This is a genomic window from Maribellus mangrovi, assembly GCF_037646455.1.
Lineage (GTDB): Bacteria > Bacteroidota > Bacteroidia > Bacteroidales > Prolixibacteraceae > Draconibacterium > Draconibacterium mangrovi_A.
Genome location: NZ_JBBIXN010000001.1, coordinates 138,142 through 157,030, shown reverse-complemented (window position 1 = coordinate 157,030; position 18,889 = coordinate 138,142). Strand labels below are relative to the sequence as shown.

At 41.0% G+C, this 18,889-nt stretch carries 8 protein-coding genes; all 8 read left to right on the top strand.

Going from position 1 to position 18,889, the window contains the following annotated elements:
• The first annotated feature begins 37 nt into the window (after positions 1-37).
• The 8 genes from WFY05_RS00455 to WFY05_RS00420 all read left to right on the top strand — a co-directional run bounded on the left by WFY05_RS00455 (position 38) and on the right by WFY05_RS00420 (position 18,866).
• Positions 38-1,618 (top strand): glycoside hydrolase family 43 protein, encoded by a 1,581-nt coding sequence (locus WFY05_RS00455; RefSeq protein ID WP_340110730.1) that lies wholly within the window; start codon positions 38-40, stop codon positions 1,616-1,618.
• A 33-nt stretch (positions 1,619-1,651) separates the two neighbouring features.
• A complete protein-coding gene (locus WFY05_RS00450; protein ID WP_340110729.1) occupies positions 1,652-3,004 on the top strand; it encodes a family 43 glycosylhydrolase in 1,353 nt (450 codons plus the stop codon).
• Positions 3,005-3,047: 43 nt separating this feature from the next.
• The gene (locus WFY05_RS00445) at positions 3,048-4,340 is read left to right on the top strand and encodes a family 8 glycosyl hydrolase (protein ID WP_340110728.1); all 1,293 of its coding nucleotides are present in this window, start codon (positions 3,048-3,050) and stop codon (positions 4,338-4,340) included.
• A gap of 318 nt (positions 4,341-4,658) precedes the next feature.
• Complete coding sequence (locus WFY05_RS00440) at positions 4,659-8,576, top strand: hybrid sensor histidine kinase/response regulator transcription factor (protein ID WP_340110727.1); 3,918 nt, start codon at positions 4,659-4,661, stop codon at positions 8,574-8,576.
• 279 nt (positions 8,577-8,855) lie between these two features.
• Positions 8,856-10,598, top strand: coding sequence for a glycoside hydrolase family 43 protein (locus WFY05_RS00435; RefSeq protein ID WP_340110726.1), 1,743 nt, complete (start codon positions 8,856-8,858; stop codon positions 10,596-10,598).
• Positions 10,599-10,880: 282 nt separating this feature from the next.
• Complete coding sequence (locus tag WFY05_RS00430; RefSeq protein ID WP_340110725.1) at positions 10,881-14,033, top strand: SusC/RagA family TonB-linked outer membrane protein; 3,153 nt, start codon at positions 10,881-10,883, stop codon at positions 14,031-14,033.
• Positions 14,034-14,043: 10 nt separating this feature from the next.
• Positions 14,044-15,948 carry a RagB/SusD family nutrient uptake outer membrane protein gene (locus tag WFY05_RS00425; protein WP_340110724.1) on the top strand — a complete coding sequence of 635 codons (1,905 nt, stop codon included), beginning with the start codon at positions 14,044-14,046 and terminating at the stop codon, positions 15,946-15,948.
• A gap of 56 nt (positions 15,949-16,004) precedes the next feature.
• The gene (locus WFY05_RS00420; RefSeq protein WP_340110723.1) at positions 16,005-18,866 is read left to right on the top strand and encodes a SusC/RagA family TonB-linked outer membrane protein; all 2,862 of its coding nucleotides are present in this window, start codon (positions 16,005-16,007) and stop codon (positions 18,864-18,866) included.
• Positions 18,867-18,889: the final 23 nt, after the last annotated feature.

The window sequence follows — 18,889 nt, the reverse complement described above, 5'->3', positions numbered from 1 at the left end:
AAGCATTATGCATAGATAATTTTTAACTATTACTACAATGACCAATATTCGAATCACCTTAATGTGTCTTCTTTTGAGTCTTGTTTCTTACCAGACTCCGGCACAACAAAAACTGGCTACGAATCCTCTTATTTACGCCGATGTGCCCGACATGTCGATGATCCGTGTGGGAGACACTTATTATATGAGTAGCACTACCATGCACATGAATCCCGGTGTGCCTATTATGAAATCGACAGATCTGGTGAATTGGGAACTGGTGAATTATTGTTACGACATTTTGGAGGATACCGACCTTCAGAATCTGGAAAATGGCAAGAGCGACTATGGCCGCGGATCGTGGGCAAGCTGTATCCGATACCACAACGATACCTACTATGTGTCGACCTTTTCCGGAACTACCGGAACCACTTATATTTATTCTACAAAAGACATTGAGAATGGCCCGTGGGAGCTTAAAAAGTTTAAACCTTCTTATCACGATCACACCATTTTCTTCGACGATGATGGCCGGATATACATGATTTGGGGAGTTAGAAAGCTGGCAATTGTAGAGTTGAAAACGGATCTTTCCGGAATTAAAGAAGGAACAGAAAGGGTATTGATTGAAGATGCGAGTGCACCGGCCGGCGATAATATTATGCTGGGTGCCGAAGGTTCGCAGTTATTCAAAGTAAACGGAAAATATTACTTGTTTAATATTACCTGGCCTCGCGGTGGCATGCGAACTGTGGTAATTCACCGTGCCGATAACATTAATGGTCCGTGGGAGGGAAAATTAGCGCTGCAGGACAAAGGTGTTGCTCAGGGCGGTTTAATCGATACGCCCGACGGACGCTGGTTTAGCTATTTGTTCCGCGACAATGGCGCCGTTGGCCGCATTCCGTATCTCGTGCCGGTAAAATGGGAAAATGACTGGCCGGTGTTAGGTGTTGATGGAAAAGTGCCGGAAACACTTGATCTTCCCGCAAGCAAAGGATTGATTCCGGGTATTGTCGCTTCCGACGATTTTAAACGTAAGAAAAAAGATGCCGATCTTCCACTGGTTTGGCAATGGAACCACAATCCGGATCATTCGCTTTGGTCGGTTCGCGAGCGCAAAGGCTACCTTCGCCTAAAAAACGGACGGATTGACAATAGTATCTTTCTGGCAAAAAATACATTGACGCAACGTACTATCGGCCCTGAGTGCTCAGGCTCAACTTCCATTGATGTTTCAAACATGAAAGAAGGTGATTTTGCCGGGCTGGTACTCTTGCAGAAAAATTTCGGTCAGGTTGGGGTGAAGTTTGAAAACGGCAAGAAAAAGATCGTCATGGTAAGTGGCCAGACCGACACGCCTGAAGAGGTTGAAAGTTTACCGCTTACACAAAAAACGGTTTATCTAAAAGCTGAATGTGATTTTAAGGATCGTAAGGATGTTGCAAATTTCTTTTATAGCCTCGACGGTAAAAACTGGAATCCAATTGGTTCACAACTGAAAATGTTGTACACCCTCGATCATTTTATGGGCTATCGATTTGGCTTGTTTAATTATGCAACAAAGGTAGCTGGCGGATATGTCGATTTCGACTATTTCCATATCCGCAATGAGATTTCACAAACATCCAAACCATAATCTGATCTGATTCAAACCTAGAAGCTATAACCGATGAAGAATAAATTAAACCTGATAGCCCTGTTTTTGTGTATTTTTTCGCTGTTCAGCATTAATGGCACTTTTGCACAGAATCCATTTATCCGCGACCAATTTACGGCCGATCCGTCGGCGAGGGTTTTCAATGGTAAAGTATATGTTTTTCCATCGCACGATATTCCTACACCACCAGAGAAACCCGGACGAAAGGACTGGTTCTGCATGGAAGATTATCATGTATTTTCTTCTGAAAACTTAAGCGATTGGACTGATCTTGGTATGATTGTAAGCCAGTATGATGCTGCCTGGGTGGATTCTACATCTTACAGCATGTGGGCACCCGATTGTGTGGAACGAAGCGGCAAATACTATTTCTATTTTCCGGCAAATACAAAGGCTGACGGCCCAAGTGGAGAGAAAGGTTTTGGAATTGGTGTTGCCGTTGCCGACAAGCCTGAAGGACCGTATGTTCTGCAGGAAAAAAATATTGAAGGGGTCCATGGAATCGATCCTAATGTTTTGATTGATAAGGACGGACAGGCTTATTTGTACTGGTCGCAACAGCACATTTTTGTTGCCAAACTGAAAGACAATATGTTGGAGCTGGATTCGGAGCCGATAATCATTCCAAATCTGCCGGAACAGGGATTAAAAGAAGGACCGTGGGTATTTGAACGAATTAACAAATATTACCTCACTTTTCCGCATGTTGAAAACAAAACCGAACGGCTGGAATATGCTATGAGCGATAATCCAATGGGGCCTTTTGAAATGACAGGAGTGATCATGGACGAGTCACCAGTAGGTTGCTGGACAAACCACCACTCCATAATTGAGTACAAAGATCAGTGGAACCTGTTTTATCATCACAATGATTATTCGCCACAGTTTGATAAAAACCGTTCGATAAGAATCGACAGCCTGTTTTTTAATGCAGATGGTACCATTCAGAAAGTAACTCCAACTCTGCGTGGAGTAGGAGTGACACCCTCTAACTCAAAAATTGAAATAGATCGTTACAGCGCTAAAAGTGAAAATGCAAGTATTAAGTTTCTGAATCCTGAAAACACTTTTGAAGGCTGGAAAACAATTCTAAGTAAAAAAGGTGACTGGATAAGTTATAACTCGGTTGATTTTAAGAAGAAACCGAAAACGGTTCAGGTGCGTGTTAAAGCCGAAAATGGAGGAGAAATTCAGGTGATTTCTGATAATAAAAATGTAGTCGCAAAAATTGAGGTGCCGGCAACTGATGAATGGAAAACAATAGAAGCCAAAACTTTAAAAGCACTAAAAGGAGTGCATGATTTAAAAGTGAAACTGATTAGTAATGCCCCGATTGAGATAGATTGGGTTCAGTTTGATCGCTAACACATATGAATTGAAAATCACAAATCATTTAAAGACTTTACCAATGAACTTAAGACTTAATACCATAAAATATAAAGCTGTTTACAAGTTGTACTTGTTATTTCTGCTTTTAAGTATTTCCTCAGTTTTATTCGCACAATCGAATTACGAAAAAGGAGCCTACTACACCGGCGAATACCCGAACCTGCTATTAGAAGCCGGTTATTCACAAGCCGAAATTGATGCAAAACTAAATAAAGCATACACGGATCTGTTTGAAGGACCGAACCGCATCTATTTTGAAGTGGAAGATTCGTTGGCCTACGTTTCCGATTTGAAAAACAACGACGCACGTTCAGAAGGAATGTCGTACGGAATGATGGTGGCCGTTCAGTTCGATAAACAGGAAGTGTTTGACAAGCTCTGGCGCTGGAGTAAAAAATACATGCAGCACCAGTCGGGACCGCGCGAAGCCTATTTTGCGTGGAGTATTAACCCAAAAACCAATGCGAAAAATTCGGTTGGTTCGGCTTCCGATGGTGAGTTGTATTTTGTAACCTCACTGTTGTTTGCCTCCAATCGTTGGGGAAACGACACCGGTATTGATTACTATGCCGAGGCGCGTCGCATTTTGGATGCCATGTGGGCCAAAGACGGAACCGGCGGCATTCATCATGTGATAAATGTAGAGCACAAACAAATTAGTTTTGTTCCCGAAGGCGATGGTTACAACTGGACCGATCCGTCGTATCACTTGCCGGCATTTATGGAAGTGTGGGCCGATTATGCCAACGATGGCCACGAACAGTTTTACCGCGATTGTGCCGATACGTCACGTGCATTTCTGCATCGCACTTGTCATCCGGTGACGGGATTAAATTACGATTATGCCAATTTTGATGGCTCAAAACACGATGCGCGCTGGATGCCACAGGCTTTCAGGTACGATTCGTGGCGCGTGCCCATGAATATTGCCATGGACTACGTTTGGTTTGGAAAGGACAAAGCGTGGCAGGAAGATTACGCCCGTCGATTCCAGGGATTTTTGCGAAAAGAGGGAATAAAAACATTTAACGATCAGTTCAATCCGGATGGAACAGAACCGGAATGGATTCTGGCAGCGGGAGGATACAGAAAACTACGTCATTCACTAGGATTGGTGGCCACTTCGGCTGCTGCTTCGTTGATTGACGATGTTGATCCCGATTATGATTTTGTGCGTGAGCTGTGGAATGCCAAGCTGGAACCTTACGAAGATGGTTACTTCGATCCGTATTTCGATGGCTTAATGTACCTTTTTAGTTTAATGCATTTAAGCGGTAATTACCAGGCAATATTACCTGCGACAACGAAATAATCAAAACGTTTGGGTTAGTATTACATTAGTATAATTCAGAATTTTCATAGTTATTAGTATTATTAGTTTAGGATGATTAGAGGATCCGGAAGAGTTGAAAAACGAAATCCGGATCTTTTTTTAATTGTCAGATTTGCAGGCATTTGAGCTAAAAATTGATCAAAGTCTTTTTTAGGAGTGTATTTAAGTTTTATTAAAGTGTTTTTAATTTCAAAAAACAAAATACTTTAAAACGGTTAGAACTTAGAAGAATTCTTTTTAGATTCGAAAATTCTGTTTCGTTAACGTTGCAGGTTAGTAGAGGAGGATATGGAATTTATGAGGAGAATATTATTTTTTACAATACTGGCCCTTGTAACTGTTTTGGTGCGCTCTTCGACACTGTTTGCGCAAAGCGAGAATAACATACATTTTTATAATCTCAACGAAGAATTCGCAATTTCCTTACGGGAAACCAACCAGCTTTGTGAAGACGATAACGGATTTATATGGATCTCGTCGAAAATGGGAATTATTCGTTATACACAGGATGATATTCGTATTTATCAGCTTCCTTTTGAAACTACTGCGATTGTTACTGTGAAGCTGACGTTTTCTGAAAACGGGCTCTATGCCTATACCAATAATAGTCAGATTTATAAATACAATGAACTAAAAGACCGGTTTGAGTTTCTTGTGTATCTCTCGAGAAATCTCAGAAATCCTTACCTGACAATTTCAAAATTATTGGTCGATAAAGAAGGTCGCTTATGGATTTCGACGACTTCCGGAATATTCTATTATACTGGGAAGGAAGGGCAGAAAGCCACATCGGTAACAAATGCTGTTCGAGCCATGGTCTGGCTGGATGATAAGACAATAGTTTATTCGGGTACCGACAGAATTGGTATATATGATACGAAGGAATTAAGTGACGAGACCTATTACGAATATCCTGAGAACGAAGTGATCAATGTTTCTTTTTTATCCTGTAATGTTTTACCAAACGAATTTTGGATAGGAACGCTTGGAAACGGAGTTTACGTTTTGCGCGATGGGGAAGAAAAGCAATTAATGCATTTACCCGATATTGCCAATCAACCCGTTCTGGCAATCGAAAATTATACCGATTCAACCGTATTGCTTGGTATTGACGGACAGGGAGTCTGGGAAATTAATAAGTTCAATCACCAGGTATTAGATGTTATGAAGGAAGATGCCGATAATCCTGAATCGCTAAAAGGGAACGGCGTTTATGATATCTATCGCGATAAGAATAACCGAATATGGGTGTGTACATACAGTGGCGGAGCGTCTTATTTTGATATGGCAAATCCTGTGTATTCACAGATCAGGCATATCACAAACAATACAAATTCGCTGATTAACGATGATGTAAACGATGTATTGGAAGATTCAAATGGAAACCTTTGGTTTGCCACTAATAATGGTATCAGTTTTCAGGATGTATCTGCCCGAAAGTGGAATTCGTTTTACTACAATAATGAAGACGACGCACAAGTATTTTTAACCCTAGAGGAAGACAACCAGGGAAGAATTTGGGCAGGTACTTATTCTTCAGGAGTGTACGTTTTGGATGAGAAAACGGGCCGAGAATTAAAGCATCTGAGCCAAAAGACCACCAATGGCCAATTTGCCGGAGATTATGTATTTGATTTTATGTTAGACCGGGATGGATATTTGTGGATTGGTGGCATTCGGGGCGACTTAATTCACTACGATTTAAGACAAGATGAATACACCTCTTTTCCAATCGTAACGGCAGGAAAATTAGTAGACTATGAAGAGTATAAGTTGCTGATTGGCAACACAAACGGACTTGTTTTATTTGATAAAAATACGGGTGAGTATGAAAACATTGTTGAAGGTTACATCGTAAACGATGTCTTGTTGAAAGACAAAGAGGCCTGGCTGTGTACTGTAGGAAGTGGAGTACTTCACTACGATTTTGTAAGCGGAGAAACGGAAAGCTACACAGTGGATGCAGGCTTGCCATCGAACTTCGTATCAAGTATTCTGTATTTCGATGGTTATCTGTGGATTGGAACAGAACAAGGACTTTGCAGGTTGAGTGAAAGGGATAAATCGGTTTTAACCTTTAATTCATTTCCCGGTATTAGCAATGTGTCGTATAATCTTCGTGCCGCCCAAATTATGGATGATGGGCGGTTGATGTGGGGAACAAATAACGGCGTAGTAATTGTCGATCCAAAAGCCATAGAACCGGTAGAGGGGAGGGGGAGCATATTTTTGCAGGATCTTTCCATATCGGGCAGATCCATTCGTGACCTTGAATCACCGGCTCTTGATCTCCCGTTGAACGAACTTAAACAGTTATCGTTGCGCTACACGCAGAATACCATCACGCTTGAAATGTTACCCATCGAAGTTATTTCTCCCGGAGCGAAATTTTCATGGAAGATTGAAGGACTTGATGACGAGTGGACAAAACCTTCCGATAACAGAATTCTGTATTATTCGAACATACCAAGCGGAGACTATACCTTACAAATTAAAATGTTCGATAGTTCAAATACGCGGCTTCTGGCTGAGCGTTCTATCGATGTACATGTCATTCCACCTTTCTGGGCTGCCTGGTGGTTTCGCGCTCTTGTATTAACATTCATCATTGGGCTCGTTTTCTTTTTGCTCCTCTATTATATCGACAACCTCAAGAAAATTCATTCGGAAGAGAAGATTCGGTTTTTTGCCAATACTGCACACGACATACGTACTTCATTAACCCTGATTAAAGGTCCTGTAGAAGAACTGAACAAGGAATCGGGTTTGTCAGGAAAAGGTCATCATTATTTACACCTGGCAACCGAACAAACACAACGTTTGCTCAATGTGGTAACTCAACTCATGGATTTCCAGAAATCGGATATCGGGAAGGAACGTATCTCACTTCATATGGTGGATGTGGTTAATGTCATCAAGAACCAGGTAATGATATTTGAATCCTATGCCGGCAATAAAGATATCACGCTGAAGTTTTCGGCAAATACGTCTGAATTTATTACTGCAATCGACGAGTCGTTGATCGAAAAGGTGGTTGACAATTTGATCTCAAACGCCATAAAATATTCGAATCCGAATACCGAAGTATTAATTCGTTTGAACTGTTCGGAAAGCAAATGGATTCTTGAAGTACAGGATCACGGAATAGGAATTAGTAAAAAGGCACAACGTCAATTGTTTAAAGAATATTACCGGGCAGAAAATGTGGTGAACTCGAAAATAGTCGGGTCCGGTATTGGTTTACTTCTTGTAAAAAATTATGTGAGTTTACATGAAGGAAAGATCAACTGTGTAAGTCAGCTTAATGAAGGTTCAATGTTTCAGGTAGTCATACCTGTGAAGACTATTGAAGCTTCGTCGGTTGAAAAGAATGAGCCTGCGGTGAAAAGTCCGGTTCCGGTTGAATCTGTCCAGGAATTGAGTCCGGCTGTTATTAATGATGAAGAGGAAGAGCCGAATTCGCTTAAAATGAAAGTGATTATTGTGGAGGATAACGAATATTTACGCGAATTTCTGAAAACTGCCATGGAACCACAATTTCAGGTTTATCTGGCGGAAGACGGGGTACAAGCCTGGGACATGATACAGAAGCAAACACCCGACCTGGTAGTTTCCGACATTGTGATGCCGAACATGGACGGTTTTGAGTTGTGCCGGAAAATTAAATCGACCTATGAAACATCGCATTTACCAATTATCTTATTAACCTCACTGGCCGGAAAAGCTGAACAGCTTCAGGGACTGGGGCTGGGAGCCGATGATTACCTCACAAAACCTTTTGATGTTTCCATTCTTCAGCAACGTATTCGCTCACTAATTAACAATCGCGAGATCATTAGGGAGAAAGCGTTAAAGTTGATTCGCAGGGGAGAGGAGACAGCTATAGTTGAAAACGAGCTCAACGATAAATTTCTTAAAAGTATGATTGAGGTGGTGCATGAGAATATGGCGAATGCACAATTCTCGAAAAACGATTTTGCTGCTGCAATGAATGTTAGTCCATCACTCTTATATAAAAAGATCAAGTCGCTGACGGATCAGTCGCCTACCGACTTTATTAAAAACGTTCGTTTAAATCATGCTTTGGAGTTATTAAAAGCAAAAGAACTTTCAATAACCGAAGTAAGTGAGGAGTGTGGTTTTGCAAGTGTAGGGTATTTTAGTACCGTATTTCGTAAACACTTTGGAAAATCGCCTACTCAAATGATGAATTAGAGAATTCAGGCATGCTTTCAGATAAATTTTATGTTTCAAATTACAGATAAACAGCCTCCTATTTTTCTGATATTCACGATCTTTTGTCAAAAGTGGGTTTTTTAAATGCCACTGTTCCAGTCTGTTCTGTCCCGAATTTATAATTGTATCTCAATTTAAACATTAAATATCCAAAATTAAAAATCATCGGATGTAGCTCATTTTATTTTTGATAGTGGTAAGGAGTGAATAAGGCATTGCGATACCGCTTATTACTCTTCGCCTAAATTGAATGAGCAAATGAAACTAACGAACTTAAATCAGACTTTGATCTTATTAATTTTTGCATTATCAGGAATTGTTTTTTCTAATTCCTGTAAGCTGATTGCCAATTCCGATCAGCCAAAATTTGTATCTGATAGTTTGGTTGCACATTTCGATTATTTCACCTACAAAGGAGATGATGATTTCTACAAGGAGAATCCACTGCCAGGCGACGACTATTATTATAACCCGATAATTCCGGGTTGGTATTCCGATCCGAGTATTTGCACCAATGGAAAAGATTATTTTCTGGTGACTTCTACGTTCAGCTATTTTCCGGGTGTGCCAATTTTTCAAAGTACTGATTTAATGAACTGGAAGCAAATTGGCCATGTTTTAAACCGACCGGAACAATTACCGCTGGAAGGCCAGGGTGTTTCCCGGGGAATTTTTGCTCCCGCAATTAGTTACAATCCTTATAACAATACCTATTATATGATTACCACGAATATGCAAGGTGGTAATTTTCTGGTAAAAACCAGTGATCCGTTTGGCGATTGGTCCGATCCGATTTGGTTACGCGACGTTCATGGCATCGATCCTTCGCTGTTTTTTGATGATGACGGCAAAGCGTACATTGTAAATAATGACGAACCTGACGGAGGATCAACTTACCAGGGGCATCGTGCAATTCGTGGAATTGAATACGATGTAGAGACAGATAAAACTGTTGGCGAAAGTATCATGTTGGTGAATGGTGGAGTTGATCTATCGGAAAAACCGATTTGGATTGAAGGACCACACATGTACAAAATTAATGGAAACTACTACCTGATGTGTGCTGAAGGAGGTACCTCTGTAAATCATCGTGAGGTAATCTTTAAAGGTACTGCACCATTCGGGGAATATAAGCCGTGGGATGAAAATCCGATGCTTACCCAAAAACATCTTAATCCGGAAAGAGATTTGCCAATTACCTGCGCAGGACATGCTGATATTATTCAAAAAGATAACGGACAATGGTGGTCGGTATTTTTAGCTTGCCGGCCCATCGACAACAAATTCGAAAACCTGGGGCGCGAAACGTTTATGATGCCGGTTCGATGGAGCAAGGACGCTTATCCTTATATAACCAAGGGAGATGAACTTATTCCCCGCATTATACGCATGGAAGGCGTAAAGAGAGATTTGTCAATTACTTTCGGAAATTTCGAAAAGAAAGATGAATTTAATGCACCAACCTTAGGAATGGACTGGTTGACTCTGCGTGGAAATGCAGCGGGCTTGTACTCTCTTACCAATGATCCGGGTTACCTGAACTTAAAATGCACCGATGTAGCAGCTAATGAGCTTAAAGTTCCTGCCTTTATTGGTCGTCGCTTACAACACCATAAGTTCGAAAGTACTACTGCCATGTATTACTCGCCAAATTCCGATACTGAATCGGCCGGCATGCTGCTGATGAAAAATGAGCAACATCAGTATTTGATGGTGGTTGAGAAAGTTGATAATCAGGCAGCGATCTCGGTAAAAAAAGTTGGTGCTACAAATGTCGATGTACTAGGCTCCGAACCCATCATTCCCCGCGAAGAAAAAATACGACTAAAAATAGCCTCCAACGGGGATGAGTTTTCATTCTATTACGCGCTTGGAGACAAGGATTGGAAACTATTAACGGATAAAGTTGACGCTTCTTACTTGTCGACTGCCAGAGCCGGTGGATTCACTGGAACAACCATTGGTATGTATGCGTCGGCGAAGGAGTTTAGTTTTGACTAAAAAAGAAATTAAATCAATAACAATTATGAACACTAAAACTTTAATCTTATGAGTAAAAACACCTACAAAAGACATGCTGTCTTTCATTATTTTCTACTGCCTGTACACTCCTCGCCATAATGGTGGAGTCAATTCAATTCAGAGTAAGTAAAAATAGCTTCTAATGCAACGCATCCCGATCCGTCGGTCGACGCAGGGATGAGTTCCATCTTATTCCTTAAAGATTAAACATTTAAGAAGATGAAATTTAGGACTCTTTTATCAATTTAATTAGAGAATATAATGAAACACAGAATTAATTTATCATCTCAAAAAGTTACTTTATCGGCGCTGATAAAGAACCACTTGATAAAAACATTGGTATTAGTACTTGGGATTTTAATCAATTTATCGCTGTTTGCACAAGATACCAGAACGATTAAAGGGAGGGTAGTTGATGCACAGGATATGCCTGTTATCGGTGCAACCGTGATAGTTAAAGGTACTAACATCGGTATTCCCACTGATGTTGATGGGAATTTTGAGCTGAATGTTCCAACTGATAAAGAGATAATAGTGATCTCCTTCATTGGAATGGAAACACAGGAAATTAATATTTCCAACCAGAGCCAGATCAATGTTACACTCGAATCATCGAGTGTGCAGCTGGAAGAAACAGTTGTTGTTGGTTACGGTCAACAGAAAAAAGAAAGTGTAGTTGGAGCAATTACACAAACCACCGGAGATGTTCTTCAAAAATCGGGTGGTGTTACAAACATAGGTACTGCGCTTACCGGAAAATTACCCGGTGTTATTACCTATTCTTCTACAGGGCAGCCTGGTTCCGAAGATCCAAGGATTATTATTCGTACACAATCATCGTGGAACAACAGTGATCCGCTGATTCTGGTTGATGGAATTGAACGTTCGATGAGCGATGTCGATATTTCATCGGTAGAAAGTGTGTCTGTACTTAAAGATGCTTCGGCCACTGCAGTATATGGTGTGCGCGGTGCGAATGGTGTAATTCTTATTACTACAAAACGTGGTAAGCAGGGCAAAGCAAATATCCAGGTTCGTGCCAATGCAACGATGAAAATCCCTTCAAAACTTCCTGAAAAATATGATTCGTATGATGCCTTAATGTTACGTAATCAGGCTATTGAACGGGAAGGGGGAGTTTCTCCGGTAAGTTGGGAAGATTATACGCCAATGTCAGTAATCGATAAATACCGTAATCCGGCTGACCTGACCGAATTTGAACGATACCCGAACGTCAACTGGGAAGACGTATTGTTTGAGAATTTTGCAATGGCCTACAATGCAAGTATTAACGTTTCTGGAGGAACAAAATTTGCTAAATATTTTGCCGCGGCCGATTTTATTAACGAAGGAGACTTGTTTAAAACAGTTGATAATGGGCAGGGTTACCAACCCGGTTTTAATTACAACCGTATTAACGTTCGTAGTAACCTCGATTTCCAGTTAACCAAAACTACAAGCTTTAGTTCTAATTTATTTGGTTCGAATGGTGTACAACAAACACCGTGGAATTTCAATGGTAACGGGCCTTGGCAAGCGGCTTATTTTACTGCACCTGATGCAATGCAACCAGTTTACGAATCAACCGGAATATGGGGCTTTTATTTTCCACACGATGCCAATCAGCCAAATTCGGTGTTCCACCTGGCGCGCAACGGAATTGAAAAACAAACACAAACAAAAATTACTACCGACTTTATTTTAAAGCAAGAGCTTGATTTTATTACCAAAGGTTTAAAATTTGAAGCTTCTTATTCTATCGATAATACTTTCAGAGAAGTTGACAGGGGAGTGGAAGACAACTCCTTCAAAACAGTTCAACGCATGTGGGTTGATCCGAGTACCGGTGAAATTATTTATGATTTGCCAATCGATGCATCAACGCAATTCGATTATACCGATCAGATTATATGGAGTACACGAGCGGGTTCTGTTAGTACCGGTTCTACTTTTAGAAGACAATATTATTCGATTCGTATGAATTATGCCCGCGACTTTGGAAAGCACAATGTTACGGCTCTCGGACTGTTTAGCCGCGAAAAATATGCGGGTGGTAGCGAATTTGCCCATTTCCGCGAAGACTGGGTATTCCGTAGCACTTATAACTATGCAGGAAAATATTTCTTCGAAGTGAATGGTGCATACAACGGATCGGAGAAATTCGGACCTCAGAACCGCTTTGCTTTCTTTCCTTCATTCTCGGGTGGATGGATGCTGTCGGAAGAAAACTTTATGGAACCTGTTTGGTTTCTGGATATGTTCAAGATTCGTGGTTCGTGGGGTAGAATTGGTGATGATGCCGTTGGTGGCCGTTGGTTGTATGCCGATCAATGGAGTTATGGCGGGAATTCTTTGCTAGGTGCAATTGCATCGAATCAATCGCCTTATGAATATTTCAGAAATACTTCGATTGGTAACCCTGCGATTTCGTGGGAAACCGTTGAGAAGAGAAATATTGGAGCAGACTATTCATTCTTTGATGGTTTAATTGCCGGTTCGTTTGATTATTTTAACGACGACAGAACTGATATTCTTATTAGCGGTTCATCACGTGCAATACCTTCATACTTCGGAGGATCTGCCCCAACAGGTAACCTCGGAGAGGTTAAAAGTTCGGGATTCGAACTTGAAGTAAGATTAAGTAAAGTAATTAATAATAGCCTGAGGCTATGGGCCAATACAAACTTTACACATGCTACCAATGAAGTAGTCTTTGCAGACGACCCGGAATTGTATCCCGATTATCAAAAAACTGCGGGATATGCAATTGGGCAAACAACCTCGTACATCGATGCCGGATATCTGGCCAGTTGGGATGACGTGCTCGGAAGTACAAATCGTCAGATCAACAATGGAGTTAAGTTAGCCGGAGACTACAACATTATAGACTTTAACGGCGACGGACTTATTGATAATTATGACAGAGCACCTTACGGATATACAGGAGTACCACAAAACACTTTTAGTACAACGGTGGGACTTGACTGGAAAGGTTTAAACTTTTCGATGCAGTTCTATGGTGTTTCTAATGTTACCAGGGAAGTTCTTTTTCCCACTTTCTACCAGGCTAAAAACAGTGCGTACATCGAAGGAACGTATTGGACAGTCGATGGTGGAGGCGATGTTCCTTTACCAAGATGGATTGCGGCCAAGGGTGACGAATCCCGTGGCACAAGGTACTGGTACGATGGTTCGTACATGCGCTTGAAAACAGCCGAACTCGGATACACATTTACCGGTGGCTGGATACAACAGGCAGGGATGAAATCATGTAAGTTATACTTAAGTGGTAATAACCTGCTCTTATGGACAGATATGCCCGATGACCGCGAAAGTAACTTTGGCGGTGGCTCAAGGACTGGAGCATATCCAACTATGCGTCGTGTTAATTTAGGTGTTGATATAACTTTCTAAAACTAATGCAATGAATTTGAGAATAAAACATATAAAAACGCTTGTTGCGGCATTGCTTTTAACAAGCGTGTTAGGGCTTGTTTCCTGCGAAGATTATTTGGATAAAGCGCCTAATAGTGATATTAGCCCGACTGAACCTTTTGAAAACTTCAGAAACTTCCAGGGATATACTGAAGAATTATACAATTGTATTCCGGTTTACACAGCTTATGCATGGCACAATACCTGGAATATGGGAGATGAAGAACACTGGGATCAATCGGCAACCGAAGTTTTGGCATTTGATATCGACCGGGGTAACTACTGGGACTGGAACGGTTATGGTTCACCATTCGGTACCGGAACTTCCGGAACTACTTCAACCGATTCAAAACAAAAAGGAAATGTATGGGGATTTTCCTGGTACGGCATAAGAAAAGCAAATATCGGATTGGAAAATCTGGACCTGCTTATAGATGCAACACAGGAAGAAAAAGATTTGATTGAAGGACAACTGTATTTCTTCAGAGGCTGGTTTCACTTCCAGTTGATGAAATTTTGGGGTGGATTGCCATACGTTGATCAGGTAATCCCCGCGAATGAACCTATTCGTATCCCTCGCCTGAACTACCAGGAAACTGCGGAAAAAGTAGCTGCAGACTTTCAACGCGCTGCTGATCTGCTACCAATTGATTGGGATGATACAAATGCCGGTAAAGCAACCCTGGGGAATAATATGCAACGGGCAAATAAAATTATGGCTCTTGCATACCTTGGAAAGAACTTGTTATACGCCGGTAGTCCTTTAATGAATGAAGCTTCCGGAGGTTCTGCTACTTACAGTGACGATTATTGTAAACGGGCAGCTGAAGTTTTCGGCGAAGTTTTGGCACTGTCTGAATCTACAGGAAGATACGAATTAGCTGATTTCAGCGAGTACACCGAGTTGTTTTATACACAGAACAGCGGTGGTAGAATTCCCGGATTAAAAGAAACTATCTTCTGGGAAAATACAGTTGGGGCCGCCTCAAGGTTTAGATGGAATCAAATTAACGACTATATACCTAAAGACATGAGTCAGGGTGGATACTACATCAGCCCTACTGCAAACTATGCATTTTTCAATTACGGAATGGCGAATGGTTTGCCAATAAACGAAAGCAGGGATATAACTGAAGCTGATACAGAATCAGGATACGACCCGGAATATCCATGGCAAGGCAGAGATCCACGTTTTTATAAGGATTATATTTTGGACGGCGAAAGGTGCAGTGCAACCGAGTCGCTACAGGAGGACATTCAGTTTGCCAGCCTCTATTCAGGGGGTAGATTTAGAACCGTTAATGGTGGACGATCGAACCTTACCGGCCTGATGCTTACAAAGTGGAAGCCCCGGTTGGCAGAACGAAACACCGAAAGTACAACAATGAATAACAATTGTACAGTGTTGAGCATGATGCGTTTAGCCGATGTTTACTTAATGTATGCCGAAGCTACTGCAGTCGCTTATGGTGTAACTTCAAGTGCAAATTCTTATTCCATGACCGCTTTAGATGCGATTAATGTAATAAGAGACAGAGCAGGAGTTGGGCATGTAGCCAATAAATATGCGTCATCTTTAGACGGTTTTATGAGTGAGCTACAGAGAGAACGCGCAGTTGAACTATCTTTCGAGGGACATCGTTTTTGTGATTTACGCAGATGGAAACTCCTGGATAAACAACCATATACCTTAAAACAGGCACTTGAATTTGAAAGAGATCCGGAAGGTTTATCAGGTGCAGCACTGGCAGAGGACTATCAAAATGCAAAAGTATTGAATTTGAGTCTGAACACGATTTTTGAAAGACATCTTACTTCAAAGCATTACTGGTTTCCATTTTTACTTGATGATATTAATCTGTATCCTGAGTTTCAACAGAATCCGGGATGGTAAATTGATTAATAATGGTAAAGTTTCAATTGATTTATCAAACTTTAATTTGTAATGAAATGAAGAAAATATTTATATATACCTGCTCAGCTTTATTTACCATACTATGTATAGGTGTGGAAGGAGTTCAGGCGCAGGAAAATCCGGATAGCGTTGTTTATGTTTCATCGGAGTCCCGGTCTGACTATGGACTTCCGATGACAGATTCAATTGTTAATGTTGCATTTGGCACCCAGGCCAAAGAAGATGTTCTTGGCGCGGTTTCAACAGTAAATGTGGCTTCGCTGCTGGATATGAATTATCAAACTTATTCGCTCGACGGAATTCGTAGCCTGGTTGGTGGTTATACCGGCAATATCTGGGGACAATCGCCTTTGGTTCTTGTTGATGGTATTCCACGAAGTGCTTCTGATCTTCACGCTACTGAAGTGGAGTCGGTTACCATTTTAAAAGCAGCAAGTGCTGTTGTACTTTACGGTAGTAAGGCTGCCAAGGGAGCGATACTTATTACCACCAAACGTGGTAAAGAGCAACCACTGACCATTCAAGCACGCGCAAATACCGGAATGTATGTTCCAAAAAGTTATCCAAAGTATCTCGATGCTGCCGGTTATATGTCTTTGTATAACGAAGCATCAGATAATGATGGTATTGCCCGTATTTACGACGATGCTACAATTTATAATACTGCAGCCGGAGTTAATCCATATAAATATCCGGATATCAGCTTTTTCTCTTCCGAGTATTTAAAAGAAGCATATAACAGGACAGATGCTACGGTTGAGATTTCCGGAGGAGACAAAAAAACGCAGTTTTACACCAACTTCGGGATGACTTATAACGACGACATCATTAAGTATGGGGAGCAAGCCGAAAACCAGGACCTTAACTTTAGAGTACGTGGTAATGTTGATATGCAACTTACCGATTGGCTTTCTGCTACAACTGATGCAGCCGTAATTTTTAACAACAACTACATCGGACGTGGTGATTTTTGGGGAAGCAGTGCTTCTATGCGTCCAAACTGGTTTACCCCTTTTGTCCCGATAAGTATGATGGATGCTAATAATGCCGATTTACAAAGCATTGTTGAAAACAGCAACCACATTATCGATGGTCAGTATTTGTTGGGAGGTAACAATGCCGTTCAAACAAATACTTTTGCCGACATGCTGGTAGCCGGTTATATCCGCTATAAAAGCCGTGTATTCCAATTCAAGGTGAGTGCAAATGCCGACCTGAGCGGAATTACAAAAGGCCTTTCTTTTAAAAATACTTTTGGTATTGATTATAACAACTACTATTCGGAAGCTTTCCGGGTTGGATATGCTACTTATCAGCCGGCCTGGTCGAACATGAATGGTGAGGATATGATTATTGGCCTTACCAAGTATGGCGACGATACCAACTCAACAAATGAGTACATCGGTGATTCGAGCTACAAGCAAACCATTACATTTTATTCCCAATTAAACTACATTAGAACTTTTAATTCCGTTCATAATGTCACCGGGAACATAATAGGATGGGGATTTCAATCACGAAATTCGGTAGACTCAGGACACGATGGTAGTGACTATCACAGCCTTAGCAATGCCAACCTGGGATTGCAGGCAGCCTATAATTTTGCACATAAGTATTATGTCGATTTTTCAGGGGCAATTATTAATTCGGCAAAATTGCCAAAGGACAACAGAACGGCTTTCTCACCCACTCTTACATTGGGATGGAGAATAAGCGACGAGAGTTTCATGGAAGACATGTCGTTTATTAATAATCTTAAATTAACCGGATCGTATGCAAAGCTACATCAGGATATTGATATCGAAAACTACTACATGTATCAGGGTTATTACGACGATTCAGCCTGGTATCAATGGAGAGATAATGCAATGGGGGGCTGGGCTGTAGTTTCAGTAAGAGGCTCTAATCCTGATTTGGATTTTGTAACGCGTGAAGAATACAGAGTTGGTTTGGAAGGAGCACTTTTTAATAACAAAGTTGCTTTCGATGTAAATTACTTTAATCAGAAAACCGATGGTTTACTGGTTCAGGGCGCCAACACAATCTACCCTTCGTATTATACAAGGAATGATTATTCGTATTTGCCTTACATCAATTACAACCAGGATGAGAGAACCGGTTTTGATTTCGCCGTTTCGCACAACAATAAATTCGGTGATTTCGAATATAACATTGGTTTTGTCGGTATGATTTATAATTCTGAAGCAACGATCAGAGATGAAGTATACCAGGATGATTACCAATACAGAGCCGGCAAACCTATCGATGCATCATTTGGTTATGTTTCCGAAGGATTTTTTGCTGACCAGGCTGATATCGATAATCATGCTATTCAAACTTTCGGAGATGTTTTACCTGGCGATTTGAAGTACAAGGACATGAACAACGATGGAATTGTTGACACTCGTGACCAGGTCGAACTTGGTAAATATGCTTCGCCGTTCACCTACGGTTTAAATTTAACACTGAAGTACAAGAACTGGACATTATATGCAATGGGACAAGGGCAGACCGGAGCTATCGGGTACAAAAACTCATCCTATTACTGGGTATACGGAAATCGTAAATACTCGGAAGAGGTGCTGGGGCGTTGGACACCCGAAACTGCTTCTACTGCAACTTATCCGCGCTTAACTACTACATCCAATACCAACAACTTCAGAAATTCAACCTTCTGGAGGTACAATAACGATCGTTTCGATTTAACCAAGGTGCAATTATCCTACGATTTCCCTGAAACGATGTTCAGTGGTAATTCGTTGATCAGCCGCTTAGGTGTATATGTCAGCGGACAAAATCTTTTGACCATTTCAAAAGAAAAAGAAATGATGGAAATGAATATTGGAAGTGCTCCTCAGTATCGTTTTTATAACGTAGGTATAAAAGCTACTTTCTAATCTAAATTTTAAAAAGTAAGACA